Source organism: Catenibacterium sp. GCM10023432 (genome assembly GCF_042651925.1).
GTDB classification, from domain to species: domain Bacteria; phylum Bacillota_I; class Bacilli_A; order Erysipelotrichales; family Coprobacillaceae; genus Catenibacterium; species Catenibacterium mitsuoka.
In genome coordinates, this window is the sequence record NZ_JBHSEB010000094.1 from 1 (window position 1) to 25,898 (window position 25,898).

At 33.8% G+C, this 25,898-nt stretch carries 24 protein-coding genes and 1 riboswitch; of the genes, 6 read left to right on the top strand and 18 right to left on the bottom strand.

The window, feature by feature from the left end; all coding sequences use genetic code 11:
* Nucleotides 1-83 precede the first annotated feature (83 nt).
* From ACFOZZ_RS11855 to ACFOZZ_RS11885, 7 genes are all read right to left on the bottom strand, one after another.
* Nucleotides 84-2,075, bottom strand: a complete 1,992-nt coding sequence (locus tag ACFOZZ_RS11855; protein ID WP_376815304.1) for an FtsX-like permease family protein — start codon at nt 2,073-2,075, stop codon at nt 84-86.
* 2 nt (nt 2,076-2,077) lie between these two features.
* A complete protein-coding gene (locus tag ACFOZZ_RS11860) occupies nt 2,078-2,836 on the bottom strand; it encodes an ABC transporter ATP-binding protein (protein ID WP_006505584.1) in 759 nt (252 codons plus the stop codon).
* Nucleotides 2,837-2,939: 103 nt separating this feature from the next.
* The gene (locus tag ACFOZZ_RS11865; protein ID WP_147556590.1) at nt 2,940-3,914 is read right to left on the bottom strand and encodes a sensor histidine kinase; all 975 of its coding nucleotides are present in this window, start codon (nt 3,912-3,914) and stop codon (nt 2,940-2,942) included.
* Nucleotides 3,898-4,584 (bottom strand): response regulator transcription factor, encoded by a 687-nt coding sequence (locus ACFOZZ_RS11870; RefSeq protein WP_376815305.1) that lies wholly within the window; start codon nt 4,582-4,584, stop codon nt 3,898-3,900. The genes ACFOZZ_RS11865 and ACFOZZ_RS11870 overlap by 17 nt, the downstream gene beginning before the upstream one ends.
* A 50-nt stretch (nt 4,585-4,634) precedes the next feature.
* Nucleotides 4,635-5,111: a flavodoxin gene (locus tag ACFOZZ_RS11875; RefSeq protein ID WP_055289050.1), complete on the bottom strand. Its 477-nt coding sequence runs from the start codon at nt 5,109-5,111 to the stop codon at nt 4,635-4,637.
* A 9-nt stretch (nt 5,112-5,120) separates the two neighbouring features.
* Nucleotides 5,121-6,449: an MATE family efflux transporter gene (locus ACFOZZ_RS11880; RefSeq protein ID WP_278860519.1), complete on the bottom strand. Its 1,329-nt coding sequence runs from the start codon at nt 6,447-6,449 to the stop codon at nt 5,121-5,123.
* 115 nt (nt 6,450-6,564) lie between these two features.
* Nucleotides 6,565-8,004 carry a radical SAM protein gene (locus ACFOZZ_RS11885; RefSeq protein WP_278779067.1) on the bottom strand — a complete coding sequence of 480 codons (1,440 nt, stop codon included), beginning with the start codon at nt 8,002-8,004 and terminating at the stop codon, nt 6,565-6,567.
* A gap of 420 nt (nt 8,005-8,424) precedes the next feature.
* Here ACFOZZ_RS11885 and ppk1 point away from each other — a divergent pair, with 420 nt between their 5' ends.
* The 3 genes from ppk1 to ACFOZZ_RS11900 are packed head-to-tail and all read left to right on the top strand — an operon-like array spanning nt 8,425 to nt 12,282.
* On the top strand, nt 8,425-10,473 hold the full coding sequence (gene ppk1 / locus ACFOZZ_RS11890; RefSeq protein ID WP_376815306.1) for a polyphosphate kinase 1: 2,049 nt from the start codon (nt 8,425-8,427) through the stop codon (nt 10,471-10,473).
* Between the two features lies 1 nt (nt 10,474).
* Nucleotides 10,475-11,542, top strand: a complete 1,068-nt coding sequence (locus tag ACFOZZ_RS11895) for a 6-phosphofructokinase (protein WP_055233531.1) — start codon at nt 10,475-10,477, stop codon at nt 11,540-11,542.
* A 50-nt stretch (nt 11,543-11,592) separates the two neighbouring features.
* Entirely contained in the window at nt 11,593-12,282 is a 690-nt protein-coding gene (locus tag ACFOZZ_RS11900) for an RsiV family protein (protein ID WP_376815307.1), read from the top strand.
* A gap of 7 nt (nt 12,283-12,289) precedes the next feature.
* Here ACFOZZ_RS11900 and ACFOZZ_RS11905 read toward each other — a convergent pair whose 3' ends face one another.
* Genes ACFOZZ_RS11905 through ACFOZZ_RS11920 form a run of 4 tightly spaced genes read right to left on the bottom strand, consistent with a single transcriptional unit; the run spans nt 12,290 to nt 15,710 of the window.
* The gene (locus tag ACFOZZ_RS11905; protein WP_376815308.1) at nt 12,290-12,796 is read right to left on the bottom strand and encodes an NAD(+) diphosphatase; all 507 of its coding nucleotides are present in this window, start codon (nt 12,794-12,796) and stop codon (nt 12,290-12,292) included.
* Complete coding sequence (locus tag ACFOZZ_RS11910; protein WP_376815309.1) at nt 12,793-14,103, bottom strand: replication-associated recombination protein A; 1,311 nt, start codon at nt 14,101-14,103, stop codon at nt 12,793-12,795. Before ACFOZZ_RS11910 ends, ACFOZZ_RS11905 begins: the two co-directional genes overlap by 4 nt.
* Before the next feature lie 27 nt (nt 14,104-14,130).
* Nucleotides 14,131-14,814 carry a prepilin peptidase gene (locus ACFOZZ_RS11915; RefSeq protein WP_376815310.1) on the bottom strand — a complete coding sequence of 228 codons (684 nt, stop codon included), beginning with the start codon at nt 14,812-14,814 and terminating at the stop codon, nt 14,131-14,133.
* Between the two features lie 11 nt (nt 14,815-14,825).
* Nucleotides 14,826-15,710 carry a LysR family transcriptional regulator gene (locus tag ACFOZZ_RS11920; protein WP_278780111.1) on the bottom strand — a complete coding sequence of 295 codons (885 nt, stop codon included), beginning with the start codon at nt 15,708-15,710 and terminating at the stop codon, nt 14,826-14,828.
* 110 nt (nt 15,711-15,820) lie between these two features.
* On the opposite strand from ACFOZZ_RS11920, the gene ACFOZZ_RS11925 reads away from it, so the two are divergent.
* Entirely contained in the window at nt 15,821-16,510 is a 690-nt protein-coding gene (locus ACFOZZ_RS11925) for a YoaK family protein (protein WP_320803524.1), read from the top strand.
* Between the two features lie 41 nt (nt 16,511-16,551).
* On the opposite strand, the gene ACFOZZ_RS11930 is transcribed toward ACFOZZ_RS11925, so the two are convergent.
* Nucleotides 16,552-17,595 carry an SWIM zinc finger family protein gene (locus ACFOZZ_RS11930; protein ID WP_376815311.1) on the bottom strand — a complete coding sequence of 348 codons (1,044 nt, stop codon included), beginning with the start codon at nt 17,593-17,595 and terminating at the stop codon, nt 16,552-16,554.
* Between the two features lie 291 nt (nt 17,596-17,886).
* Between ACFOZZ_RS11930 and ACFOZZ_RS11935 the strand changes: the two genes are divergently transcribed.
* Complete coding sequence (locus tag ACFOZZ_RS11935) at nt 17,887-18,651, top strand: helix-turn-helix transcriptional regulator (RefSeq protein ID WP_279068651.1); 765 nt, start codon at nt 17,887-17,889, stop codon at nt 18,649-18,651.
* Here ACFOZZ_RS11935 and ACFOZZ_RS11940 read toward each other — a convergent pair.
* Both ACFOZZ_RS11940 and ACFOZZ_RS11945 read right to left on the bottom strand, forming a co-directional pair.
* Nucleotides 18,639-19,970, bottom strand: coding sequence for an MATE family efflux transporter (locus tag ACFOZZ_RS11940; protein WP_376815312.1), 1,332 nt, complete (start codon nt 19,968-19,970; stop codon nt 18,639-18,641). The two genes, ACFOZZ_RS11935 and ACFOZZ_RS11940, sit on opposite strands and share 13 nt — an antisense overlap.
* 55 nt (nt 19,971-20,025) lie before the next feature.
* On the bottom strand, nt 20,026-20,562 hold the full coding sequence (locus ACFOZZ_RS11945) for a GDSL-type esterase/lipase family protein (protein WP_055289037.1): 537 nt from the start codon (nt 20,560-20,562) through the stop codon (nt 20,026-20,028).
* Between the two features lie 174 nt (nt 20,563-20,736).
* Nucleotides 20,737-20,811: riboswitch (glycine riboswitch) on the top strand.
* A gap of 44 nt (nt 20,812-20,855) precedes the next feature.
* Between ACFOZZ_RS11945 and ACFOZZ_RS11950 the strand changes: the two genes are divergently transcribed.
* Nucleotides 20,856-22,202: an alanine/glycine:cation symporter family protein gene (locus ACFOZZ_RS11950; RefSeq protein WP_279147529.1), complete on the top strand. Its 1,347-nt coding sequence runs from the start codon at nt 20,856-20,858 to the stop codon at nt 22,200-22,202.
* Nucleotides 22,203-22,251: 49 nt separating this feature from the next.
* Here the strand turns inward: ACFOZZ_RS11950 and ACFOZZ_RS11955 are convergent, their stop codons facing one another.
* Genes ACFOZZ_RS11955 through ACFOZZ_RS11970 form a run of 4 tightly spaced genes read right to left on the bottom strand, consistent with a single transcriptional unit; the run spans nt 22,252 to nt 25,877 of the window.
* Nucleotides 22,252-23,130, bottom strand: coding sequence for a YitT family protein (locus ACFOZZ_RS11955; protein ID WP_376815313.1), 879 nt, complete (start codon nt 23,128-23,130; stop codon nt 22,252-22,254).
* Nucleotides 23,093-23,833, bottom strand: coding sequence for a copper homeostasis protein CutC (locus tag ACFOZZ_RS11960; RefSeq protein WP_055289033.1), 741 nt, complete (start codon nt 23,831-23,833; stop codon nt 23,093-23,095). Before ACFOZZ_RS11960 ends, ACFOZZ_RS11955 begins: the two co-directional genes overlap by 38 nt.
* The gene (locus ACFOZZ_RS11965; protein ID WP_376815314.1) at nt 23,830-24,924 is read right to left on the bottom strand and encodes a Sapep family Mn(2+)-dependent dipeptidase; all 1,095 of its coding nucleotides are present in this window, start codon (nt 24,922-24,924) and stop codon (nt 23,830-23,832) included. The genes ACFOZZ_RS11960 and ACFOZZ_RS11965 overlap by 4 nt, the downstream gene beginning before the upstream one ends.
* On the bottom strand, nt 24,924-25,877 hold the full coding sequence (locus ACFOZZ_RS11970; RefSeq protein ID WP_055289029.1) for a N(4)-(beta-N-acetylglucosaminyl)-L-asparaginase: 954 nt from the start codon (nt 25,875-25,877) through the stop codon (nt 24,924-24,926). Before ACFOZZ_RS11970 ends, ACFOZZ_RS11965 begins: the two co-directional genes overlap by 1 nt.
* Between the last annotated feature and the right edge of the window lie 21 nt (nt 25,878-25,898).

Genomic DNA, 25,898 nt, shown 5'->3' on the forward strand with positions numbered 1-25,898 from the left:
AAGTCAGAATAATATATCTGCTGATATATCATCTGACTTAAATTCTAGCATTATTAACTTAATGACATTGTCGAAAGCCTTTTTTATTTTTTTCTTACAATTTTATAATATGTACGACTTGTACAGAAATAAACAATAGTATAACAAATAGTAAGTACTATCACTGATACAACAGTACATGTAATAAATGTCTGAGGGGCACTAAGAATCATTACCTTAAACATCTTTAAGATCATATTATATGCCATGGACATATGAATCACAGCAACTACAAGAGGAAGAAAGAAGAAAATCAATACCTGTGAAGATACAGCCTGTCTGACTTCTTTTTTACTCAATCCTACGTTCTGCAGTATTTCATATCTTTTCTGATCTTCATAGCCTTCAGATAACTGCTTATAATACATAATCAATACTGCTGCCATCATAAAGAGTACACCTAGAAAGATTCCTAAGAATAATAATGAACCATACATCTGACTAAATTCCTGGTAGTTTTCATAGCGAGTCATATTAGAACAACTGATTTCACCATCATTCTTTTCACTGACTTTCAAAGTGAAGTTCTGTGTTGTTTTACGCATGACTTCTTCAGCCTTTGAATTGAAATAACCACCTTTATAATCCACTAATATTTCATAAACATAAGAAGGGGAAGAACGATGTTCAAATGTAAGTGCCTGTTTTAAGGCTGCATCATCCTTGAATACAAATGTGATACTATCTGAATCTACATTCGCAATATCATCCTTTACAAACCAAGGATCATTCTTAACCATCTTCAATGAATACAATTGATTATTCAACATCATTGAATCATGATTAAAATGATAATTAGAATTATAAAGCACTTCATGATCATTTAAAGTGACATGATGATTATAAATACGATTGTAATCAGCTAATGTCATTCCAAGAATTGTAAGAATCTTATTATTACCACCTTCTCCTGGCGCAGTGAAGACTGTACCATTTTGAGAAGCCAATACATGACAATACTTTAAAGAAGCCATTCGAGAAATATCGATATTTTTAGAAGCAAGAGATGTTTTAATGTCCTTTTCAAGGTTGATGATTTCTTCATCCATGTTCACCTTTTCCATATCCCCTACTTTATAACTATAGTCAGCACGAACACTTTTTTTCGCAGTATCAAAAATGCCACTATAAAGAGTATGTGTAGAAGAAATCATGACAAGAATACATGTACATAAAATACAGATACTAGCGAGTCCCACTGCATTCTGCTTCATACGATACATCATCTGAGACACACTGATGAAGTGATTTGTCTGATAGTAATACTTCTTATTCTTCTTTAATAGTTTTAAAATCACAATAGAACCAGCAGTAAAGAGTGCATATGTACCAATAATAACAAGTACAACTGCCACAAAGAATAAGACAAGTGCTGTGATTGGATCTTTAATTGTCAAAGCAATCGCATAACCAGCACCTAGTGTGATAACACCTATTAAAGTCATCAACCACTTTATCTTTGGTTCCTTTTCTCCAACCTGTCCACCCTTTAATAACTGGATTGGATTAGAGAAACGAATAGATGCTGCATTGATCATAAATGAGACAAAGAAAATAACACTAAAGAGAAGAGTTGTGTTCAAAATCGCATTCATATCAATACTAAATACAATCGATGTATGAATAGCCAATATCTTCACTAAAATAAGCATCATCAGCTTACTGAATAGAACACCTGTTAATACACCAAATCCTAAAGAAATCAAATAAACAATCAATGTTTCAAAAAAGATGATCAACATCACATGACGCTTTTCCATTCCTAATATATTATAGAGTCCAAGTTCCTTCTTACGATTCTTCATGAGGAAGCTATTTATATATAATAGGAATATGACTGAGAATATAATCACAACATACACGCCAAGACCCATCATCATGGCTGCTGATTCACTGTCTTTTCTTAGGCCATTATCTCCACCTAAGAATTTTACACAATAAAACATCATGACAGTAAAGATACTTGTAATAAGATATGGGAAATAGATTTTTCCATTCTTTTTAATATTTGTCAGAGCAAGTTTTAAATAAAACATAATTACTTACCTCCTGTCTGGAGTAGTGTAAGTGTATCACTGATTGCCTGATACATTTCTTCGTTTGTCTTATCTCCTTTATAGATCTGATGATAGACCTGTCCATCACGTATAAATAAGACACGTTTCGCAAAACTGGCTGCTTTGGTACTATGAGTAACCATCACAATGGTCTGTCCTTCTTTATTTACATGATCAAAGATATTCAATAAATCATCTGTTGATTTAGAATCCAAAGCACCTGTAGGTTCATCTGCTAAGATAATCTGAGGATGAGTAATTAAAGCTCTTGCAACAGCCGCTCTTTGTTTCTGTCCTCCTGATACTTCATAAGGGTATTTATCCAGTAGTGATTCAATACCTAGCTGTGGTGCTAAGTGATTCAATTTAGTTTCCATCACATCATAGTTTTCTTTAGACAAAACTAAAGGTAAAAAGATATTATCACGTAAAGAGAATGTATCTAATAAGTTGAAATCCTGAAATACAAATCCAAGATTTTTTCTTCTAAACTGTGAAATATGCTTTTCACTGATTTTAGTAATATCTTCTCCATTGAGTAATACTTCTCCACTTGTTGGTGTATCTAGAGATGCTAGAATATTTAAAAGTGTTGTCTTACCACTTCCTGATTCCCCCATAATCGCTACATACTCCCCTTCTTCTACTGAAAAAGAGACATTAGACAGAGCAGTGACCTGCTGAGATGAAAAACGTGTTGTATAGACTTTTTTCAAGTTTTTAACTTCTAATAATGACATATATGTTTTCCTCCTTCGTTACAACTATAGTTTAATTATTTTGAAACATATCTGCCATTGATTCACCTTACAGAATAAGTCTCTTATCTTACATTTCTGTAAGTTACTCTACGATAAGAGGTTTCTTCTCAAAACAGATGGAAACAGTGGTTCCTTGGTTGATTATAGATTCTATATGAATAGGATAACCTAGAGTATCACATATATTCTTAACAAGATATAAGCCTAATCCACTGGCCTTCTTATCAATACGTCCATTTGTACCGGTAAAGCCTTTTTCAAAGACACGAGGCAAGTCCTCTTTCTTGATACCAATTCCTGTATCTTCTATATATAATGTATATCCCTTCATATAAATATGAATAGAACCTTCTTTAGTATACTTCAAGGCATTGGATAAGATCTGTTCAATAATAAAAGAAGTCCACTTCTCATCCGTAACTATTTCTTCATCTAGCTCTTCTAGATTCAAAGATATTTTCTTATGAATAAAGAATAAAGATTGTTTCTTAACAACTCCATTTACTATATCCCCTATTTTATAATGACCAATCTTCAAATCCTGATTCATATGTCCCATCTTGACATAGTACATCATCATATCCACATACTGTTCAATACGTAATATCTGCATGGATAGTAGATGTGGTGATGACTCACCTGATTGTATGAGTAGTCGAAGTCCTGCAATGGGTGTCTTAATCTGATGAACCCAGAGTGTCATATAATCAGATAACTCATGATAATTTGTATCCTTTTGATTATTAAGGACAATATTAGCCTGGATAATCTTCTCTATAAGAGAATAATAAGAGTCTTCTAAAGCATTCTCTGGAGTCGAAATATTTTCCAAATAAATATGATCTAGATGCAAGGCATACTTAAGTGCTTTGATCTTGTTATTATATTTGTAATAGTCATAACTAAAATAAACAATCACAAAAAAGAAACATAAACAGGTAGGATAATAAAGCAATGAAATAGAAACATCGCATAATAAGAGAATCAGATCAAATAAGAAGATCATGACTAAATAGACAAGATAGAAACGATAATGGTCTTTAATATATGTCTTCATAATATAACTGATACCCTATCCCTTTCTTTGTATGAATAAGCTGTGGTAAAGAAAAAGTATCTAATTTCTTTCTTAAGCGATTAATATTTACACTTAATGTATTATCATCTACAAAAGCTTCACTTTGCCAAAGAGCTTCCATGATTGTATCTCTTGATACAATCTGCCCTGCATGTTCAAATAATATCTGCATGATCTTAAGTTCTGTTTTAGTGAGTTCTATAGAGTCTTCATGATAGCTAATGACACCTTTTAATAAATCAAGAGTCAGTGAGTGATAGTTCAAGACATTCTGTGTTTTATTAAATGAATAGGTACGTCTAAGTATTGCCTGTAACTTAGCCGTGAGTACCATTAAGTCAAAAGGCTTATTAATAAAATCATCTGCACCCATATTCATCGCCATAACGATATTCATATTCTCACTTGTAGAAGAAATAAAGATAATAGGTACTTCTGATTCTTTTCTTATTTCCTGACACCAATAATAACCATTATAGTAAGGCAGTGAGATATCTAATAAGATAAGTAATGGTTCATAGAGTCTAAAGTCTTCTAAGACATTTTCAAAATTATTGACTACAAACACATCATAATTCCACTTTTCTAGATGTTTCTTAATAGAAGATGCAATGATGTCATCATCTTCTACAATCATTATTTTCTGCATATATGACCACCTCTAGTTCATTATACACAAAAAAGAGACAAAATGTCTCTTTATAGTTGTTTGATCCATTCTTCAATTGTATCAAGAGAAGTAATAAGAGTATCTCCTCCATTTGAATCAAATTGAACTTCTATTGATGTAGGAATAATAGAATCCTTTAATTCTTTTTTCATATCCTTAATAACTTTTCCTGGCCATCCTCCATGAGTCATAAAAGGAATAACAGTTTTCCCTTTGAAATCATGCATATGAATAAATGTCTTCATCGCAGGAGCCATCGTATACCACCATGTAGGTGTTCCTAGAAAAATACGATCATAGTCTTCAATAGAGATTTCTTTAATAGGTGGTTCATAGCCTTTCTTTACTTCTTTAAGGCCTAAATCTACCACTTCATCATAATCATCACTATAAGGTTGAATTGTTTCTATTACCTTTAGATCAGCCCCAGTTTTCTTTTGAATCATTTTTGCAATATGTATTGTATTACCATGAGAATAACTGAATACAACGATTAAATCTTTCATAAAGTCCTCCTAAATAACACTAAATTGCGTCCATTTATCTGATTTATAACGAAGATGAAATATGATAGCACGCATTGACCAGTCAGCGCACATTGCTAAGGCAATACCAATCACACCTAGATTGAATGTGATACCAAATATAATAGAAAGTATTCCTCTTACGACGACTGTACTCAAGATTGATACAATCATTGTATATTTAACATCTCCAGTGGCGCGTAATCCATTAGAGAGTGGTCCAGAGAATGGAAACGCAATTGTATTAAAAATATTATGAATAATAACCAAAACAAAGACTAGATGCTTAGTTTCTGATGATAATTGATAATATTGCAGAAATAGAGGTGTAATAAGAAGAATGAATACATTCCATATAATAGAGAAGATAACTGTGATCTTCATCAGCTTCTTAAAGTAATAATGTGCATTATCTATATCCTTAGCTCCCATGCACTGTCCTATAACTGTAATAAAGACGGGTCCCATTGTAACACCCACTAGGGCTGCAAGTGACCAGATACTTTGGGCCACACCATTAGCTGCAATCTGATAAGTACCAAATAAAGCAACAACTGAACTCAAGGCTACTTTAACTAACTGAAAGATTCCTTGTTCAATCCCATTAGGAACCGCAATATTCAATACTCTTTTCAACATCTTAGCATCAAATACAAATATATGCTTCTTTTCATAATAAGTAGTCAGCGTCTTATTGAAGCATAAGAATGTGATCACTACTGCAGAAAAAACTCTAGCAATCAGAGAAGGATAAGCAACACCTGCGACACCAGCGTGTAAAACAAAGACACCTATGCAATTTCCAATACAGTTAATAATATTAGATGCAATAGAAATATACATAGTTGTAGATGTTTTAGCCATAGAGCGATATAAAGCAGCACCTGCATTATAAATAGCGAGGGCTGGATAAGAATAGGCTGATATCCTTAAATAAGTGATACAAGCCTGCATTACTGAGTTTTCTACACGGCCAAATAAGAGTCTTAAAAGTGATTCATTGAAAATCAAGACAAGAATCATCAGAACAAATGAAAAGATAATAGAAAACATCAATAATTGTCCTGATGCACGATTTGTATCATCATTTTCTTTACGTCCAATATATTGGCTGATAACAACTGCCCCACCTGATGCAAGAGCTGTAAACAAATAAATAAAGATTGTATTAAATGAGTTCACAAGAGAAACCCCTGATACCGCACTTTCTCCCACAAAGCTCACAATAAAAGTATCTATAATACCTACTAACATGACTAATAATTGTTCAAAGAACAATGGGATAATCATATTTTTTAAATCCTTGTTTGTGAATGTCATAATTTACCTCCATGACATCATTCTAAATAACAAAGAAATAAAAGTAAAATACCAATACTGGAGGGCACTATAACTAAATTGCATACTAAAAGGCAGTATTTCTACTGCCACATAGTTATTCTTCGTTATGTAATCCTAATTCTTCCATTCTCTTAGGTGCATAGTTTTCATACTTAGGATGAGGATGCTGATGATCCTTCCAATATTCTTCTGCAATAGGCGCCCATTCTTTTGCATAGTCTTCACACTTATCACATAAGTGGTCTGCTGTTTCAGGAGATTCCATATTTGTATCATGCGCACCTGTACGTTTCACCATTTCTCTTAATAATGATGGGTTTTCCAGCATTGGACAAGGTCTTAAATGATTTTCATTAAATGGCTGTCCTTCATGATAAGCCATGAATAAAGGTGACTGCAACATTTCAAGAATTGAGTTTTCATGAATATTTGTATTTGAATAATGAATAAATACACATGGTTCAGCATCACCATTAGAGTTGATATGGAAGTAGTTTCTACCACCTGCAATACATCCACCAACATATTCACCATCATTCTGGAAATCCATTGGATAGAAGTTAATATTACATTCATTAGATCGGATATATCTAATACGATCAATCATATATTTTCTCTGTTGGATTGTAGGAAGTAAGTCAGTGACTGCATTGTTTCCTACTGGCATATAGTGGAAGTAGAAACCAAAACGAGCCCCTTTATCAGTAATCATCTTAAAGAATTCATCACTTGTGACTGCTTCTACATTATATTTTGTATAACAGATAGATGTGCCAAAGACGATACCATATTTCTTTAATAGATCCATAGCCTTCATAACGGCTGCAAAATGACCATCACCACGTCTTGCATCATTTGTTTCTGGAGTTCCTTCAATAGATAATAAGAAAGTAATATTTCCAAGTCTAACTAACTCTTTACAGAATGCGTCATCAATCAAAGTAGAATTTGAGAAGATGGCGAATTCTACATCATTATGCTTTTCAGCCAGCTTAATGATTTCTTTCTTCTTTACAAGTGGTTCACCACCAGTTAATAAGTAAAGATAGACGCCTAATTCCTTACCCTGTGTAACAATCTTATCCATATCTTCAAAAGTTAAGTTGCTCTTATGTCCATAAGTACCACTCCAGCATCCTTCACAATGCATATTGCAGGCACTTGTTGGATCAAAAAGAATGAGCCAAGGAATATTACAGTTATATTTCTTTCTGTTTTCACGAATTGTTTTTGTACCTCTAAAGAATGCTTCATAACCTAAATTTAGAGCTGTCTTTTTAATGAATTCTGGATTTGCTTCATCAATCACACTATTAATATAGTTAACCCATTTATTGTTGGGATCCTGTACAGCAATTCTCGCAGCATCATAGCTTTCCTTAGTAAATCCTTTACCATAGAACTTTTCAGCCAAGTCAATGAGCTTCAAATATTCTCCTGTACGATCCTTATCCAAACCTTTCACAATATGGTCAATCACAACTTCCATTGCTTTTCTTTCAGCAGCATGTGATACTTTATCTAATGTATTCATAATAACATCCTCTCTCTTTCACTAAATCTCATTTTAGAATGTTACGGATAAAAGTCAATGAAACTGACCACTGTTCATTTAGGCATTTTTCTAAATTTGTACAAAAAATAAACTATATATCTTACAAAAGATATGAAATGAACAAATTTTACACTATCTTCACACAAACTTTATTCAAACTAAATCACACTATTATTAGTATAATGCTAGAATTAACGCTATAATGAATATATACGGGAGGATTAAGTGTGAAAATAAAATTTGTTATTAATCGAAAAAAATAAAGACATAGTAGATATTGCTTATGAAAAAAGTAAATCAAATAGTAATATCCTAAAAATATTTAGGTTAATGATAAATTAAAATTTTTATTGTATGTTTGTGTCCGACCGACGAAGGCGGACGGAAATGGAGGAAATTATGAATATATATAAAGATAACCGAGAATTATCTTGGTTAAAGTTTAATGACCGTGTTCTTATGCAGGCCAAAGATGAAAGCGTGCCGTTAGGTGAACGTCTGACTTTTATTTCTATTTTCCAGACGAACCTAGATGAATTCTTTAGAGTGCGTATGGGATTCTTATTTGATCAGGCTTTGTTTTATCCTGCTTTAAAAGAAAATAAGACAAATATGACTTCTTCTGAGCAGATTAAAGCCTGTGAGAGAAAAGTGAAGTACTTATATAAGAAAAGAGATAAGATCTATGCAACTAACCTTGAAAAAATGAAGGAATATGGTGTAGAAATTGTAAATTATAATGATATTAAGGATAAGGAAAATAAGAAATTCCTCGAACATTATTTCACTCAAGAAATGCTTCCACTTGTATCACCACAAGTTGTTTCTAAAAGACAGCCATTCCCTTTCCTTAATAACGGTGAACTCTATATAGTTACCCAGTTAGAAAGTAAAAAGGGGAAGAGAAAGATGGGGATTGTTTCATGTTCTGCTGCTTTTGATGAAAGATTAATTGCCCTACCAAGTACCCCTGGTAAATTCATTTTAGCGGAAGAAATTGTGAAAAAGTATCTTCCTGTGATTTTTCATGGACAAACAGTAAAGAATGCTTCTATAATTCGTATTATAAGAAGTGCTGATATTGAAGAGGATGATTATTCTTTACAGGAACATGAAGATTATCGTGAAATGATGGAAACTCTTATCAAACAGAGAAGAAAACTCGCTCCATTAAGAATGGAAATGTCTCCCGGTCTAGAAGAGATAGAAGTGGATATGTTGAGACATTTCTTGGATCTTTCTAGTAGTCAGGTGTTTGAAGTAGAGAGCCCATTAGAGTTCTCATTTGTATTTACTTTACAGGATTATTTAAAGTCAAGACATCCAGAATTATTCTATAAGCGATTAGAAGCGCGTAATTCTCCACTTGTAGAAAATACTGTACCAATGATTAAACAGGTATTAAAGCATGATATACTGCTTTCTTATCCATTTGAATCTATGGCACCATTCTTAAGATTCTTAGATGAAGCAAGTCGTGATCCACAGGTGATCAGTATTAAGATGACTCTTTATCGTGTTGCAAAGAATTCTAAGGTTGTTAAGAGTCTGATTCGTGCTGCAGAGAATGGCAAGGATGTCACAGTTCTTGTAGAACTTCGTGCACGTTTTGATGAGGAAAACAATATAGCCTGGTCTAAGCAATTAGAAAGTGCTGGATGTCATGTTATTTATGGTTTAAGTGAATTAAAGGTACACTCTAAATTATGTCTTGTCACTTATCGTACTGATGAAGGTATCAAGTATCTCACTCAGATTGGTACAGGTAACTATAATGAAAAGACTTCTAAGCTTTATACAGATTTCTGTTTGATGACTTCAGAACATGCTTTTGGTGAAGAAGCCAATGAACTTTTCACTCATTTATGCTTAGGTGAAACAGATCATAATGCGAATGTATTATTAGTTGCACCACATTGTATGATTTCAAGAATCTTTGAAAAGATTGATGACCAGATTGCCCTTGCGAAAGCTGGTAAACCTGCTTATGTAGGATTTAAGTGTAATGCAGTTACAAGTAAGAAGATGATTGAAAAGCTTGTAGAAGCCAGTCAGGCTGGTGTAAAAATTCAATTAATTGTGAGAGGTATATGCTGTATCATTCCTGGTATTAAGGGTTACACAGAAAATATACAAGTTATATCTATTGTAGGACGTTATTTGGAACATTCTCGTATTTATATCTTCGGCGATAAGAATCCAGATGTATATATTTCTTCTGCCGACCTAATGACACGTAACCTAGAAAGACGTGTAGAAGTGGGTGCACCAATTCATGATCCTCGTATTAAGAAGACTATTCTTAATATGTTTGATATTATGCTTCATGATAATGTAAAGGCATCACGTTTATTAAATGATGGTACCTATAAACGTGTAAAGAATAAACAGGAGAAAATCAATAGTCAGGAATACTTCTTTAAGAAAAAAAGTATAAAGGAGGCATAATATGCGCGTTGGTATTTTAACAAGCGGAGGAGACTGTCAGGCCCTTAACGCAACTATGCGTGGGTTGGCTTTAACTCTTTATAGAAATGTAAAAGATGTTGAAATCATCGGCTTCATCGATGGTTATAAAGGATTGATGTATGAAAAATACAAAAAAATGAAGCCTAAAGATTTTTATGATATTTTAAACGTAGGTGGTTCTATTCTTGGAAATTCAAGATGTCCTTTCAAGCGTATGCGTATTATTGAAAACGGTTTTGATAAAGTCAAAGCGATGAAGAATACTTATAAGAAACTTGAATTGGACTGCTTAGTTGTACTAGGTGGTAATGGTTCTATTAAAAGTGCTAATATGTTATCACAGGAAGGACTAAATGTAATTGCATTACCTAAGACAATTGATAATGATGCCTGGGGCACAGATTATACATTTGGTTATTCTTCTGCCACAGCCATTGCAACACGTTACTTAGATGAAATCAAGACAACAGCCGCAAGTCATAGCCGTGTTTTCGTGATTGAAGTTATGGGTCATAAGGTAGGACATATCTGTTTATCTGCCGGTATTGCAGCAGGTGCTGATGTCATCCTCTTACCGGAGATTCCATATGATATTAAAGTTGTTGCGAAAAAGGTTAAAGAAACATTAAAGAACGAAAAGAACTATGCGATTATTGCCTGTGCTGAAGGGGCTATTTCTGAAGCCGATGCCTTAATGAAGCGAAAAGACTATAAAGCAAAAGTACTTGCAAGAAATGGTCGTTCTGTAGCTTATGAAGTAGCTGATGAATTAAGTCAGGAAATTGATGCTGAGATTCGTGTATCATGTATTGGTCATGCACAGCGTGGTGGTAATCCTGATAGTTATGATCGTGAAATCTCTACACGTTTTGGTGTAGAAGGTGCAAGACTCATCATCAAGAAACATTATGGTGAATATGTTGTATTACAAGGAAATCATGTCACACATATTCCATTAGAAGCCACTGCAGGTAAATTAAAATTTGTAGATACTGAAGGAGAAATCGTACAAAGCGCAAAGCTTGTAGGAATCTCATTTGGTGAGTAAACTGTTCGCAAGAACAGTTTTTTTGTGTATAATGTGAGTTAGGTGATACTATGCATAAACTAACATTTTGGAAAAAGATAGGACTTTCTTTTATTGTCCTTGTAGCTATACTTATACTGATCAATCATCAACTCAGTAAAGATACTGATACACCAAACAGACTCACTCTATCTAACCTATTTACTGTAGATATGAAGAAATCCCATGTCCCATGGATTACAACTGCAGATAATAATAAACAGGAGGCACTTGATGTAGTGAATCGTAAGATGGCGTCTACTATTAAGAATTTTATTTACAAAGAAGAAAAGAATGGTGGCTACTATTTTGTGACTCATAAAGTGATTTATAATACAGATCAGCTTTTTACTCTCAAACTTGAATTACATAAAACGCAAGCAGACAGTTATACAAAGAATGTTTATTATACAATCAACAAATCCACAGGAAAGAGTATCCCCCTTTCTGCTTATTTTAAGAATAGTGATTATAAAGATGTGATTTCTAAAGAAATCACAAGACAAATGAAAGAAGAAATGAAAAAAGACACCAATAAAGTATACTGGTGTCAAAAAAATGATAATCCTCGTTTTAAAGGTATTTCTAAGAATCAAAGCTACTATATTAATAAACAAGGTGAACTTGTTATCTGCTTTGATCAATTTGAAGTGGCTCCCGGTTATATGGGAAACCCTACATTCACAATTAAAAATGACTTACTAGACGACTACTTCAAATAGTCGTCTTTTATCTTGTGAAAACAAGATTGTGTTCTCTCTTGTAGAGATATCTTCTAAGTAATTCCTGAGCTAAAGAATCAGGCTTAATGATATTCATTGCATCTTTTAGATCATACCATTTTGCATAATCTATTTCTTCATTACATTGTAATAATTCATCTTCTACAACAACGATATATTTATTAATATATGTATTAGTACGTGCGTAGTATTCATTGTCATTGAATTCATAGGAAGAAATAGTAAGACCTGTTTCTTCTTTTATTTCTCTAAAAAGAGCCTGTTTCGCATTTTCTCCTTTTGTGACATATCCAGCTATTAAGATATTATCCTTATGTCCATATTGTTGGATGAGAAGGATTTTATCTTTTTTGGGATTGAGTACAAGCGCACTGACTGCACTATTAAACATTGGGAATCTGAATTCCTGACAGTTTGGACAATAAGGTACCATACCATCTATTCCATTTTCTTTTTCTATTAATTCATGACCACATTTCACACAATAACTCATTGATTTTCTTTTCTCCACTTCTTAATTTCATCTAATCTATTCTTATATTGTTTCTCTGCACCTTGAGTACCTGGAAGATAGTATTCCCTGTCTTTTAATGAATCGGGTAGACATTGCATATTCGTAATCTTCTCTTTTGTATCATGAGCATATTGATAGCCTTCCCCATAATGTAGTTCCTTCATAAGTTTTGTAGGAGCATTACGAATAACTAATGGTACAGGTTCAGATAATTCTTTTAAGGCATCTTTTTTAGCTGTTTCATAGGCAACATATAAAGAGTTGGATTTAGGTGCCATGGACATATAGACAACAGCCTGCGTTAATATCACTGAACATTCAGGCATACCAATATAATGACAGCTTGTATAAGCATCATTCGCAATAGATAAAGCACGAGGATCCGCTAAACCAATATCTTCACTCGCAAAACGAATCACTCTTCTTGCGACATAAAGAGGATCTTCTCCTGCCTCCAACATTCTAGCAAGCCAATATATAGCGGCATCTGGATCTGAATTACGCATTGATTTATGTAGAGCACTAATGAGATTATAATGTTCCTCACCCTTCTTATCATATAAAAGAGATTTCTTTTGTGTACATTGTTCAATAATGGTCTTAGTAACATGAATGATGCCATCCTGCTCATCACTATTATTAATAACCATTTCTAAAGTAGATAACGCATTTCTTGCATCACCATTACTAAAAGATGCAATAAGGTGTAAACAATCATCGGATATATCAATCTTCATGTTTCCAAATCCCTTAGGACTAGAAATGGCATGTTTGAGTAATGAAACAATATCCTCTTCTTCAAGTGCGTTGAGGACAAATACCTTACAACGTGATAAAAGAGCTCCATTGATTTCAAATGATGGGTTTTCAGTTGTGGCCCCTATAAGTATAATGCTTCCTTTTTCTACAAAAGGCAAAAAAGCATCCTGCTGGGATTTATTGAAACGATGTATTTCATCCACAAATAAAATTGTCTTTTCACCAAAGACACGATTGTTTTCTGCCTGCTTCATCACTTCTCTTATTTCTTTAATACCACTTGTCACAGCTGAGAAATCAATAAAAGAAGAATGTGTATGTGAAGCGATAATTCTTGCAAGTGTCGTTTTACCTACTCCTGGTGGTCCCCAGAAGATCATTGAAGAAATAGAATCAGTTTCTATGAGTCTTCTAAGTATTTTCCCTTTTCCTACTAGATGAGTCTGTCCAACAAATTCATCTAAATTATTAGGTCGCAGTCTTGAAGGAAGAGGTTCATTAAATGTTTCTTCAAAAAGTGATGTCATAAGAGTCCCCCTATGACAAAAATAGTATTACAGGATCAAGAAACTGTCAAATAAAGATATAGTTAACCATCCAATTGCTATAAAAGGACCAAAAGAAATCATCTTCTTTTGTTTTATAAAAGAGAAGATGATTCCTAAGAAACAGGCAATGGATAAGATACTTAATGTTTGATAAATACCTAAAGAAAGACTGCAGACACCTAACATCTTAATATCTCCCCCACCGAGTCCTTCTTTTCCACTTATTTTATAAAATAGATAAACAAATAGTATAAGAAATAATATGAGAATGAGAGATTCTTTGAGATATATAGTCTTAAAGCTACATAACAAGCTAATAAGAAGATATATATCAGGTATTTCATAGATATGTAAGTCAATAATAGAAATGATATAAAAGCATGTAAGAGACACGATATGAGATAAATAAAGAATACTTAACCCATCATGAATATAAAATAAGATAAATAAAAAGCCTGCAGTCAGTTCATGAACAAGCAGACTCTTATTGAGTTTATGATGACAATAACGACATTGCCCTTTAAGTAATATATAAGATAATACTGGAATTAAATCTAATACATGTAATGTATGGCCACAATAATCACAATGACTTCTTCCAAGTATTGATTCATGAGTAATATAACGATGTGACATACAAGATATAAAACTGCCAAAACAAGCACCTATCATAAATATAAGTAGTGGCATAATTTTTCTCCTTAACGATGTATAAGTGATTCAATCAATTTACTAGAGGCAATGCTTTGTGATTTATTAGGATCCTTCACTAAGCAGACCTTACGATGTGGTAATGATTGAAACAACGGGATTTCATAGACTTCTCCCTTATCTAAGTATTGTTGGGCTAGCTTTCTAGGATAGAATGCAATACCTAAATTATGAATAATAAGAGGTATAATCTGATCAGTTGTAGAGACTTCTATATCAGGATGGAAAGAAACGCCATTATCTAAGAAATATTGGTTATAGAAGTTTCTTGTTCCTGTCTGACTTGTAAGCGAAACAAAAGGTGTATCCTTGAATTCATCTAAAGAATGACGTTTTAATGAGAGTTCTTTATACTTCTTCCCACAAATAAGAATATCTTCAAAATGATCAAGTACTGAGACCTGTAATAAATGTGGTAGATCTATTGGTGTTGTAACAACAGAGAAGTCACATAAATCATTTTTTAATGATTCTAATGCTTCTGGTGTAGTATGGTTCGTGATACGCAGGCGAACATGTGGGTATTGTTCATGGAAACGTTCCAGATGATCTAAAAGGAATATACGTAATGCATTCTCACTGACACCTAAAGTGATCAGACCGCTGTTTAATTCCTTTTCTTTCTGTAATTCGCTTTCTCCTAGTCTTAAATGTTCCTGGGCAATTGCCACATGTTCAAATAAGTTTTCTCCCTCCGGTGTTAATTTAACACCTCTATTTGAACGAATAAAAAGCTTGCAGCCTAATTCGCTTTCTAAGTTATTGATATAACGGGTGATATTAGGCTGGTTGTTTCTTAACATTTCTGCTGCCTTTGTGAAGCTCTGGTATTGTGCTACATAGTAGAATATTCTGTAATAATCATAGTTTGCCATAAGCATCCTCCCATATAATAATCATATCATCAGTATATCAAAAATACTTTTTACATATTTCTGTTCATTCAGTATAATGCATTTGATTTAAATTTACAATGGAGTATGTTATGAAAGACAAACTTATTCAATGGTTTTTACGTGAAAGACAGATGTCTGAAGCTTTTATAAATAGTATCTTCCTTGCCATGTCTGGTGGCTTTCAGGATGCTTATACTTATTTTGCGCGTGGTGGTGTTTATTCTAATGCCCAGACAGGCAACGTCGTATTATTAAGCAATCATATCATGAGTGGAGAATGGATGACTGCATTAAAATATTTATTACCTTTAATCGCCTTTGCATCCGGCATCTTTATTGCGGATATTGTGCATTCTCGCTTTAAATATGCACAAAAGATGCATTGGAGACAGGGTATACTTGTACTAGAAATAGTGATTCTATTCTTTGTCGGACTCATTCCCCATCATTTAGATAACTTAGCGACTATTCTCGTCTCATTCTCTTGTGCGCTTCAGGTACAGACATTTAGAAAAGTAAGTGGTTATTCTTATGCTTCTACAATGTGTATTGGGAATATTCGTAATGGGACAAGTGCTTTGGCTGATTATACAGAAACCCATAATAAGGCCTCTTTAAGGCGTGCATTCTACTATTATGGTATCATTTTCTTCTTTGGACTTGGTGCAGGACTAGGTGGTCTATTCTCTAGAGGAATGTCCATTCATGTCATCTGGGTATCAAGTATCCTACTTATTATCAGTTTCTTTATTATGAGCCTAGAAAAACTAAGAGAGTAGGGAGATTAATCTCCCTACTCTTTTTATACGCTTAAATCATCTTATTTTCTCAAACGATTGACTGAAATAAACTGTATACCTCCAGGAATCTCCTCTATCTCTTTAAGATAGTGAGTGATATCCTGTTTACCTACAAGTGGCTTAAGTTCTTCTAGATACTTATTTAATAGTTGTTCAGGATAGTCTAATAATTCATGATAATATTCTTCAAGAATATACAAGCCAGGTGTTTGAATGACAAGATTCAATAACTGATCATACATACCTTCTTCTAAATAAATCTTATCAAGTCTTGCACGAGGAGGTAGATTCTTAAGAAGTTCATCTCTTAAAGATTCCCATTCGTCATTTGAATATTGTCTTTTTAATTCACGGTAAAAATCAATCTGTCCATCCTCTTTCACAAGTGTCCATAAAATATCTAAATAAGATTCTCTATCATTATCTTTTAAGTATAAATCTTTCAAATAAGATTGATACATCTTTTTAATAGAAGGCTTATCTGTCTTTAATGATTTCACAAATGAAATAGCTTTTTTAATATCAAGTGTACTATAGTAATCAATCAAAGATTTAGATACGACCTTATCTTCCAAATAATTTTTAAATGTATGAATAAGTATATCTATATCCATATAATCGTCCATACATTTCACAATATAACCACGAGCTGATTTAACATCAGGATGATTTCTAAAAGCTTCTTCCACACTTTCTTTAATTTCTACTTTCTTTTCCACCTGTGGTAGTTGATCTAAATATTCTGGATGAACTTTTAATATTTTCTTTAATAGTTGTTTAGCCTGCTTCTCACTTAATGCATCAATAATTGTATGTTCATCATAAACAGGATGAGTGTCTAAATAATACAAAACAGCAGCCATATGTTTACAATGCGCTCCCTCTTTAGCATAGGGACAATCACAGAACATATCATTATCATCTATTTTTACATGATAATCCTCTGTCCCATGAACAGTAGCATAGATGACTTCTCCTACTTTACGTACATGATCCACTGCCCCTTCCTGGGCATATTCATAACCTCTTTCTAATATTAAATCATCAAATAATTCTTCTTTCATCCTATCAGCTCCTTACATCAAATTATAACATATCCTTAACATTCTATACAAACATATCATTATCGTATATTATATAGAACTATAATCAGTTCATATCATCTTATAATATCATTATTGTATATTTTGAAGTCTGTTTTTACGTAATGTCACCGTTTACATTTATTAAGTACATCACCTTCACTTGATAATTATTGTATCTTCTTTTATATATATCAATATCGTATATTTTTATTGATTAATACCTATTTTATACTTATAATAATATCACTATCGTTTATAAGGAGTTTTATCATGTTTCCTATCCATACCCAGCATATTGAAAATACAGAAAATGATATGATTTATCATGATCATGATTCTTTAGAGTTCATTTATTGTCTTCATGGAGAAGTATCCTATTTAATTAATGGAGAATCAATTACTATTCATAAAGGTGAAGCCTTTATGATTAATACTCATATTATTCATGCAAGACTTTCTTCTACAGCCCATTTAATGACTGTCTCTATCGAAAGAGAAACTTTTAGTATGCATGAATCACTTTTAAGTTATTTTGATTCTTTCTTTAATCATGAGCATGCTCCTTATCTCATTATTCTTGATCATACAATACATGTATTGATTACTAAGCTCTATGGTTTACTTAATATTCCAGAAATGAATCCCTTTTTAATTCTCTCTTCTGCATCAGAGCTTGTCCATTTAGTTAGTACAATTCTTCCAGAAAGTAAACCACTAGACGATTACGATAAGATGTTAGAAATGATTCATTATTTGAGAGATCATCTATCTCAAAAGATCACCATCCAGGATATGGCAGACGCAGTTTCTATTTGTCGTTCTAGATGCTGTAGTATTTTTTCTCAATACCTTCATACTTCTCCTATGGCTTATTTAAATGAACTGCGTTTAGTACATAGCACTGAATTATTATCTAAAGATTATTCTATTGTATCTATTTCAAAAATGTGTGGCTTTAGTCGTCCTAGCTATTTTAATACACAATTTAAAAAGAGGTATCATATGACACCTCTTGAATATCGTCATTCTTCTTGAATCTTTTTGAAACAATAACTAAAAGTAAATACACAATAGAGTGCTGCAACAATCCAGGATGTCTGATCAGCACAGCATATTGCGGTATAACCAGCTATTGGTACAAATACCAATGATACAAAACATCTCGCAATCATTTCAATGATACCAGAGAATATTGCGAGTCCGGAATAGCCAATTCCCTGAGTTGTCTGGCGGCATACATTGAGAATTGAAAGAACCCAATAAAAATATCCCATATAGGCAATATATTTTGCGGATGCATCAAGGACAGCGCTGTATTTTGATGAAATGAACAACATTGAGAATATTCTACCAAATAAAATCAGTAAGATTCCTACAATCACACCATAGATAATACCTACAACAACAGTTTGTATGACACCTTTTTTGATACGATCATATTTCTTTGCACCATAGTTCTGACTTGCGAAAGTAGAAGCTGCTGTGGCCAATGCATCAAATGGACAGATGGCAAGCTGTTTGATTTTAGCTGCTGCCGCAAAGGCAGACATATAAGTTGCACCTAAAGAGTTATTGGCTCCCTGCATGACCATAGATCCAATCGCAGTAATAGAGTACTGTAATCCCATTGGAAGTCCCATACCAAGTAAATTCTTAACGATGGAAGACTTCATTACTTTATTTTCTTTTTCCAGATGTAATACTGTGAAACGTTTCTTAATGAGTATAAGACATAATATGCCACTGATACATTGCGATACGATAGTCGCAAATGCAGCCCCTGCGACATCGAGTTTTAAAATAATAATACAAAATAAATCTAACACAATATTGAGACAAGCAGAAAAAGCAAGAAATAAGAATGGTGTACGGCTATCCCCTACAGCACGTAATATACTTGAACACAGATTATAGAGTAATGTACATGGTAATCCTATGAATATAATTAATAAATATATATAGGAACGTGATGCAATCTCAGCTGGTATCTGTAATATATGAATAATTGTCATACATAATAAACAGCATCCTACAGTTAATAAAGTACCGATAATAATAGTCAATACAATGCTATGATAGATAAAATCACGCATCTTAGATAAGTTATTTCCACCAAATGACTGCGCAATAGGTATACCGAATCCACAGCATATACCAATACAAAATCCCAATACTAAAAACTGTACACTAGTAGTAGAGCCTACTGCCGCAAGTGCATTGGCGCCTAGTGTCTGACCTACTATTGCAGTATCCACAATATTATAAGTTTGCTGGAATATATTTCCTAATAATAAAGGCAATGCGAACATCATAATGAGTTTTAATGGATGTCCTTCTGTCATATTCTTTGTCATATCGTAATCCCCCCAGTGTTGAAGTATAGCACCTTTGAGCATACAAAAAAATCCATTATAAGGATTTCTTCATATAGTCTACAATTGTTTTTCCTAACTGTTCATGTCCCTTTTGTGTAAGATGGATACCATCAAATGAAAGTTCTGTAATCACATCTTCTACATCAATAAAATCTGCATGAAAGCTATCTGCAAGTACTTTTAACTTCTTATTGAGTTCTTTGCTCCTTTGATATCTTTCTTCATCATTACGTAGATAAGGTGGTGCAAGAAGTAATATATGTTCGGCTTTAGACAGGGCACGTCTTAACATCACATGAAGTCCTACTTTGATATGGTCTATAGGTTCTAAATGATCCACATTATTTGTTCCTAGCATAATAATCAATAAACCAATCGGTGCATATTGTCGTAAAGTGACATCATATAAGAATTGTCTTGGTTCAGCAAGTCTTCCATTGAGTCCTGCATTGACGACAAAATCATCCTTATAATTCTCTCTTACTATATCCACCCAGTTTATTTCATAACGTCCCCCATCAAGAGGGTTAAATCCATAAGTATTAGAATCCCCATAACATACGATATTCATAAATTTATTCCCCTTTTTTCTTATTATACAAAAGCTTTTAAAATAAAAAAACATTGAATTTATAATAATCTCTGTTTATAATGTTTTCTTGTAAAAGAACGGATGATAGTAGCGAAAGAGATTCTTTGTAAGAACACCGAAGGATGGAAGATTTCAGGTAAAAGGATCGCTATTGGACGAATCACTGGAGAGACTCATAATGAGCACCGAAGGAGTAACACTCTCAGGTAAAAGGACAGTGACTTATACTTTTCACTATTAATTCCGTCTAATTTATTAGAAGGAGTTTTTTTATGACCAAATTTTTGACACAAGTCAACAATCTCGTATGGGGTATGCCCCTTATTCTGTTACTACTTGGAACAGGTATTTATTTTACTACTCATTTAAAGTTTATTCAGTTTGTAAGATTAAAGAAGGCTTTCTCTTTGATTTTCAAGAAGAATGAAAATCAGGAAGGCGATGTATCTAGTTTCCAGGCTTTATGTACTGCCTTAAGTTCTACGATTGGAACAGGTAATATTGTAGGGGTAGCGACTGCGATTTCTGCAGGTGGTCCTGGCGCATTATTCTGGATGTGGATTTCTGCTTTCTTTGGAATGGCTACTAAATATGCTGAAGGTGTTCTCGCTATCAAGTATCGTACAAAGGATGAAAACGGACAAATAGCTGGTGGACCGATGTACTATATTGAAAAAGGTTTACACAATAAGTTTCTCGCAAGTCTATTTGCATTCTTTGGTGTAGCTGTCGCTTATTTAGGTATTGGCACATTCACTCAGGTAAGATCTATTTCCGATGCATTGCATCTTTCTTTCCACGTTCCTTATTGGATCAGTGCGATTATTCTTACTCTTCTTGTTGGTTTTATCACAATTGGTGGTATTCATAGAATTGCGGCAGTCGCTGAAAAAGTGATTCCATTTATGTGCGTATTTTATATTGGTGGTGTTGTACTTATCCTAGTAACACATCTTCCAATGATTCCTTATGTATTAAAGATAGTACTTACCTCAGCTTTTGATATTAAAGCAGTCTTTGGTGCGGGAATGGGTGTTGCGATGAAGATGGGTATTAGTAGAGGAATCTTCTCAAACGAAAGTGGTTTAGGAAGTGCTCCTATTGCCGCAGCTGCTGCACAGACTGATTCATGTGTAGAACAGGGACTTGTATCCATGACAGGTACTTTTATTGATACAATGGTCATTTGTACAATGACTGGTCTTGCAATTCTAATCACTGGTGCAAATACAAGTGGCTTAGAAGGAGCTGCAGTTACTTCACTTGCCTTTAATAGAGGACTCATTATTCCATTTATTGGTGAATATATTGTAAATATTGGATTAATCTTCTTTGCGTTTACTACAATTATTGGATGGAACTACTACGGTGAAAGATGCATGTATTATCTTGCAGGTATTCGTTCTATCAAGATTTATAAGATCATCTTCATTATTCTTATTGCGATTGGTCCATTTATGTCATTACAGTTTATCTTTATTCTTGCAGATATCGTGAATGGCTGCATGGCAATCCCTAACCTCATCGGTTTGATTGGACTTAGAAAAGAAGTCATTGCAGAAACAGAAGAATACTTCAAAGAAGAAAACACTTGTAGTATAGAAGAATTAAGCATTTAACCTCTCTATTTGAGAGGTTTTTTCATGCAAAAAAACAGGCCGAAGCCTGTTAATCGAGAGGTTTTTGATAGAATCCACCGACAAAGTTTTCTGTTGGTAATATATTGATGATGACATGAGGGTCAATACTCTTCATGAGATCAACAATATCCTGTACTTCATAGCTTGACACGACAGTATGAATCATAGTAAGAGGATGACCACTATAGCCGCCTTCACCATGAAGCATAGTCAAACCATGACGATATTGTGCAATATAAGCCTGACGTAATTCTTCAGGATGAATTGTAGTGATTTCTAAAGTCACACGTTTATATCGCTTATAGAATGTGTCAATCGTTTTAGTTGAGAGGAATTGGAATAAAATAGAATATCCCGCATGAATCCAGCCAAACATGAATCCAAATACACATAACATCAATGCATTGAAAACAAATATATATTCGAAGATTGATTTATTCATTTTATTAGATACATATAAAGCGATAAAGTCAGTACCAGCAGTACTTGCATTACCTCTTAAGGCAATCGCAATCGCAAAGCCATAAAGGAATCCACCAAAACATACATTCAAGATCACATCATCAAATAATGGATCAAATGATAATACCCTTGTGAAAATACTAAAGAAGATAACTTGTAAGAAAGAGAAGAAAACAAATTTCTTACCTATTGTCTTATAACATACAATTGCGACAGGTAGATTGAGTACAATCACAAGTGTGGAAATAGATAATGAATATCCATAAAGCATGCTGATACGATTAATTAGAATCGCAATACCTGTAAAACCACTTGATAAAAGGTCAGAAGGATTCAAAAATGTCTGAATAACAAATGTCTGTAAGAGTGCCGAAAAGAACACCGCAAAGAAAGTAATAATATATCTTTTATTTGTTTTGTAGGCTGCTGACAAGTTTTTCGACATTTTCCTGGTCCACACTTTCATAATCATTGGCATGTGTGCCAGTATAATAGCTATAAGTGACAGACTTGCCTGAAGTTGTAGGATCTTCTTCATAATCCTTACAAGAAGAATGTACCTGGGAGATACCTGTATGTTCCATTAAAGAGGATGCATTATTATAGTTCACACCACTTCCTGCAAGAACTTCAATATCCTTACCATAATTTTCTTGTAATGATTTGATCTTATCTGCTCCATCTATCGCAGTAGGCTGACCACCGCTTGTCAAAACACGATCAATGCCAAGTTCAACCAATTGAGTCATAGCATGATCTAAATCATCACAGCAGTCAAAAGCACGATGGAATACAGCCGTACGATGGTATTTATGAATAAGTTCTACAAATTCTCTTGTACGCTTGACATCAATTGTATGATCACTCTTTAAGAAACCAAAAGCGAGACCATCTGCACCATTTTCTAATAGATCTTCTGCTTCTAATAACATCTGTTTATATTCTATTTCATCATAAGTAAAACCAGCACCACGAGGTCTAACCATACAAATAATAGTCAATGTTGTTTCTCTTTTTAAGAGTTTTAATGAAGCAACAGAAGGTGTTAAACCTCCTAAATATAGAGCACTGTTTAATTCAATGCGTGTGGCACCACCCTTATAAGCACGTAGGCCATCCTTATAACTTCCACAGCATACTTCAATCATAGTTCTGTTTCCTTTCTAGATAATTGATAAAGTGTTAAAGCATAAATCTTTGCATTGGTAATAAGATCCTCTCTTGTCATCCATTCATTGGGATTATGTCCAATACCTTTCTGTCCTGGGAAAGAAGGTCCAAATGGAACAATATGAGGCATCATTTTCGCATAAGTACCACCTGTTGTAGTAACTGGAGTTCCATCATTACCCGTTACATATTCATATGTCTCTTTCATGATTTCTACCATAGGTACCTTTTTATCAAAATAAACAGGTTTAAAATGAGACACGACTTCATACTCATACCCTTCAATACGATTGAGTTTATCAATTATTTCTTCTAGTGTAATTCCTGCAGGATAACTGATAGAAAAGCTGAAATCTTCTTTAGTCAAATGATAGTTACGGATTTCTAATTGTCCAAACTCATCATTCTTATAATCAATACCAAGTCTTTCACCTTTGTTTTGTGTATTTAAGATATAGTTATTCATAAAAGTAATCAAATGATCTAGATCAGCTTTCACTTTGATAACAGCACGTCCCCTTTCAGCATAAACAACAGGATATTTACAATCTGGTGTAAAGCCGGCAATAGGTGCTTTTTCATGATCTAAATAATATTTTAAATCCTCAAATCCTGATTCTTCATCACAGCCAAAGATGATACGTACTTCTCTTTCAGGCTTTATGCCAAGTCTCTTTAAAGCAGTAAGGGCATAAAGACATGAAAGAATAGGACCCTTGTTATCTAGAATACCACGGCTATAAATCACGCCGTCTTCTTCATAAGCACTAAATGGTGGATGTTTCCAGCCTTCACCTACTGGTACAACATCTAAATGACCACAGGCACATACATAATCATCACTTTTACCATAACGAGCATAACCGATATAATGATCAACATCCACTGTTTCAAATCCAAGATCACGAGATAACTGGAGTGTTTCATCAAGTGCATGGCGTACACCTTCTCCAAAAGGAGCATCATTCACAGCCTCAGATTCTACACTATCAATACGTACAATACGCTTGATGCCTTCAATCATCTCATCTGCAATCTCATCAACAGCCTTTAATATTTCTTCATTCATTATTTTCTTACCAATGGGGCTGTTCTTGTACGCATATAATCATCAAGCCATTCCTGACTTGCTTTTTCAAACACACTATGTTCACCTTCATGCTTTACTACAAATACAGTTGGTTCAAGTTCTGGAGTTGCAACTACAAATGAGAAACCTTCAATATTTGTGGCACATCCCCATTCACCTTTATTATTCATAGCGATTAAAGACATATCTCCTGCTTCACCACGACGTTTGATTAATTCTTTAGAGAATGTATTAACAGCCTTTTCACATGCAGCCTGTGGGTGCATACCTTCCTTCATCATTCTTACGATTTCATAAGAGACACATCCCTTCATTACATCTTCACCAAGTCCTGTTGCACTTGCACCACCGACTTCACTATCAACATAGAAACCTGATCCAGATACGGGTGAGTCACCTACTCTACCAGAACGCTTCATAAATAGACCACTTGTAGAAGTCGCAGAAGTCATCTTGTCATGTTCGTCTAAGCAGACCATACCAACTGTATCATGACCAGAATAAGGTTTAATTTCTTGAGTCATTTCTTTTAATCTATTATGATAATGAATTTCAGCACGTTCAGTGAGCATGTTCTTTCTTTCAAAGCCATTCTTAGATGCATATTTTTCAGCACCTGCACCAACTAAGAAGTTGTTGACCTTTTCATGAGATAATTTTCTTGCGATTTCTACAGGATTGGCAAAGTCTTTGATTGCCCCAACACATCCTACTGAAAGAGTATTTCCGTTCATATAAGCCGCATCTAATTCAACAATCATTTCCTCGTTAGGTAATCCCCCATAACCTACTGATTTATAATATGGGAAATCTTCTACAGCCTTAACAGCTTCAACGATTGCATCTCCTGCATCCCCATGATTCTTTAACATTTCATCTGCTTTTGTAATACCTTCTAAAGCCATTCTCCAAGTAGCAATAATACCGTACATATTAATATCCTCCTTTTATTG

Excerpts from the sequence above, each read along its gene's own strand:
- ACFOZZ_RS11905 (WP_376815308.1), bottom strand. The coding sequence starts at position 12,796 with ATGAGTTATTGTGTGAAATGTGGTCATGAATTAATAGAAAAAGAAAAT.
- ACFOZZ_RS11875 (WP_055289050.1), bottom strand. The coding sequence starts at position 5,111 with ATGAAAGATTTAATCGTTGTATTCAGTTATTCTCATGGTAATACAATA.
- ACFOZZ_RS11920 (WP_278780111.1), bottom strand. The coding sequence starts at position 15,710 with ATGGCAAACTATGATTATTACAGAATATTCTACTATGTAGCACAATAC.
- ppk1 (WP_376815306.1), top strand. The coding sequence starts at position 8,425 with ATGAATATATATAAAGATAACCGAGAATTATCTTGGTTAAAGTTTAAT.
- ACFOZZ_RS11955 (WP_376815313.1), bottom strand. The coding sequence starts at position 23,130 with ATGTCGAAAAACTTGTCAGCAGCCTACAAAACAAATAAAAGATATATT.
- ACFOZZ_RS11930 (WP_376815311.1), bottom strand. The coding sequence starts at position 17,595 with ATGAAAGAAGAATTATTTGATGATTTAATATTAGAAAGAGGTTATGAA.
- ACFOZZ_RS11950 (WP_279147529.1), top strand. The coding sequence starts at position 20,856 with ATGACCAAATTTTTGACACAAGTCAACAATCTCGTATGGGGTATGCCC.
- ACFOZZ_RS11965 (WP_376815314.1), bottom strand. The coding sequence starts at position 24,924 with ATGAATGAAGAAATATTAAAGGCTGTTGATGAGATTGCAGATGAGATG.
- ACFOZZ_RS11945 (WP_055289037.1), bottom strand. The coding sequence starts at position 20,562 with ATGAATATCGTATGTTATGGGGATTCTAATACTTATGGATTTAACCCT.
- ACFOZZ_RS11855 (WP_376815304.1), bottom strand. The coding sequence starts at position 2,075 with ATGTTTTATTTAAAACTTGCTCTGACAAATATTAAAAAGAATGGAAAA.
- ACFOZZ_RS11960 (WP_055289033.1), bottom strand. The coding sequence starts at position 23,833 with ATGATTGAAGTATGCTGTGGAAGTTATAAGGATGGCCTACGTGCTTAT.
- ACFOZZ_RS11910 (WP_376815309.1), bottom strand. The coding sequence starts at position 14,103 with ATGACATCACTTTTTGAAGAAACATTTAATGAACCTCTTCCTTCAAGA.
- ACFOZZ_RS11900 (WP_376815307.1), top strand. The coding sequence starts at position 11,593 with ATGCATAAACTAACATTTTGGAAAAAGATAGGACTTTCTTTTATTGTC.
- ACFOZZ_RS11925 (WP_320803524.1), top strand. The coding sequence starts at position 15,821 with ATGAAAGACAAACTTATTCAATGGTTTTTACGTGAAAGACAGATGTCT.
- ACFOZZ_RS11895 (WP_055233531.1), top strand. The coding sequence starts at position 10,475 with ATGCGCGTTGGTATTTTAACAAGCGGAGGAGACTGTCAGGCCCTTAAC.
- ACFOZZ_RS11885 (WP_278779067.1), bottom strand. The coding sequence starts at position 8,004 with ATGAATACATTAGATAAAGTATCACATGCTGCTGAAAGAAAAGCAATG.
- ACFOZZ_RS11865 (WP_147556590.1), bottom strand. The coding sequence starts at position 3,914 with ATGAAGACATATATTAAAGACCATTATCGTTTCTATCTTGTCTATTTA.
- ACFOZZ_RS11970 (WP_055289029.1), bottom strand. The coding sequence starts at position 25,877 with ATGTACGGTATTATTGCTACTTGGAGAATGGCTTTAGAAGGTATTACA.
- ACFOZZ_RS11880 (WP_278860519.1), bottom strand. The coding sequence starts at position 6,449 with ATGACATTCACAAACAAGGATTTAAAAAATATGATTATCCCATTGTTC.
- ACFOZZ_RS11940 (WP_376815312.1), bottom strand. The coding sequence starts at position 19,970 with ATGACAAAGAATATGACAGAAGGACATCCATTAAAACTCATTATGATG.
- ACFOZZ_RS11935 (WP_279068651.1), top strand. The coding sequence starts at position 17,887 with ATGTTTCCTATCCATACCCAGCATATTGAAAATACAGAAAATGATATG.
- ACFOZZ_RS11915 (WP_376815310.1), bottom strand. The coding sequence starts at position 14,814 with ATGCCACTACTTATATTTATGATAGGTGCTTGTTTTGGCAGTTTTATA.
- ACFOZZ_RS11860 (WP_006505584.1), bottom strand. The coding sequence starts at position 2,836 with ATGTCATTATTAGAAGTTAAAAACTTGAAAAAAGTCTATACAACACGT.
- ACFOZZ_RS11870 (WP_376815305.1), bottom strand. The coding sequence starts at position 4,584 with ATGCAGAAAATAATGATTGTAGAAGATGATGACATCATTGCATCTTCT.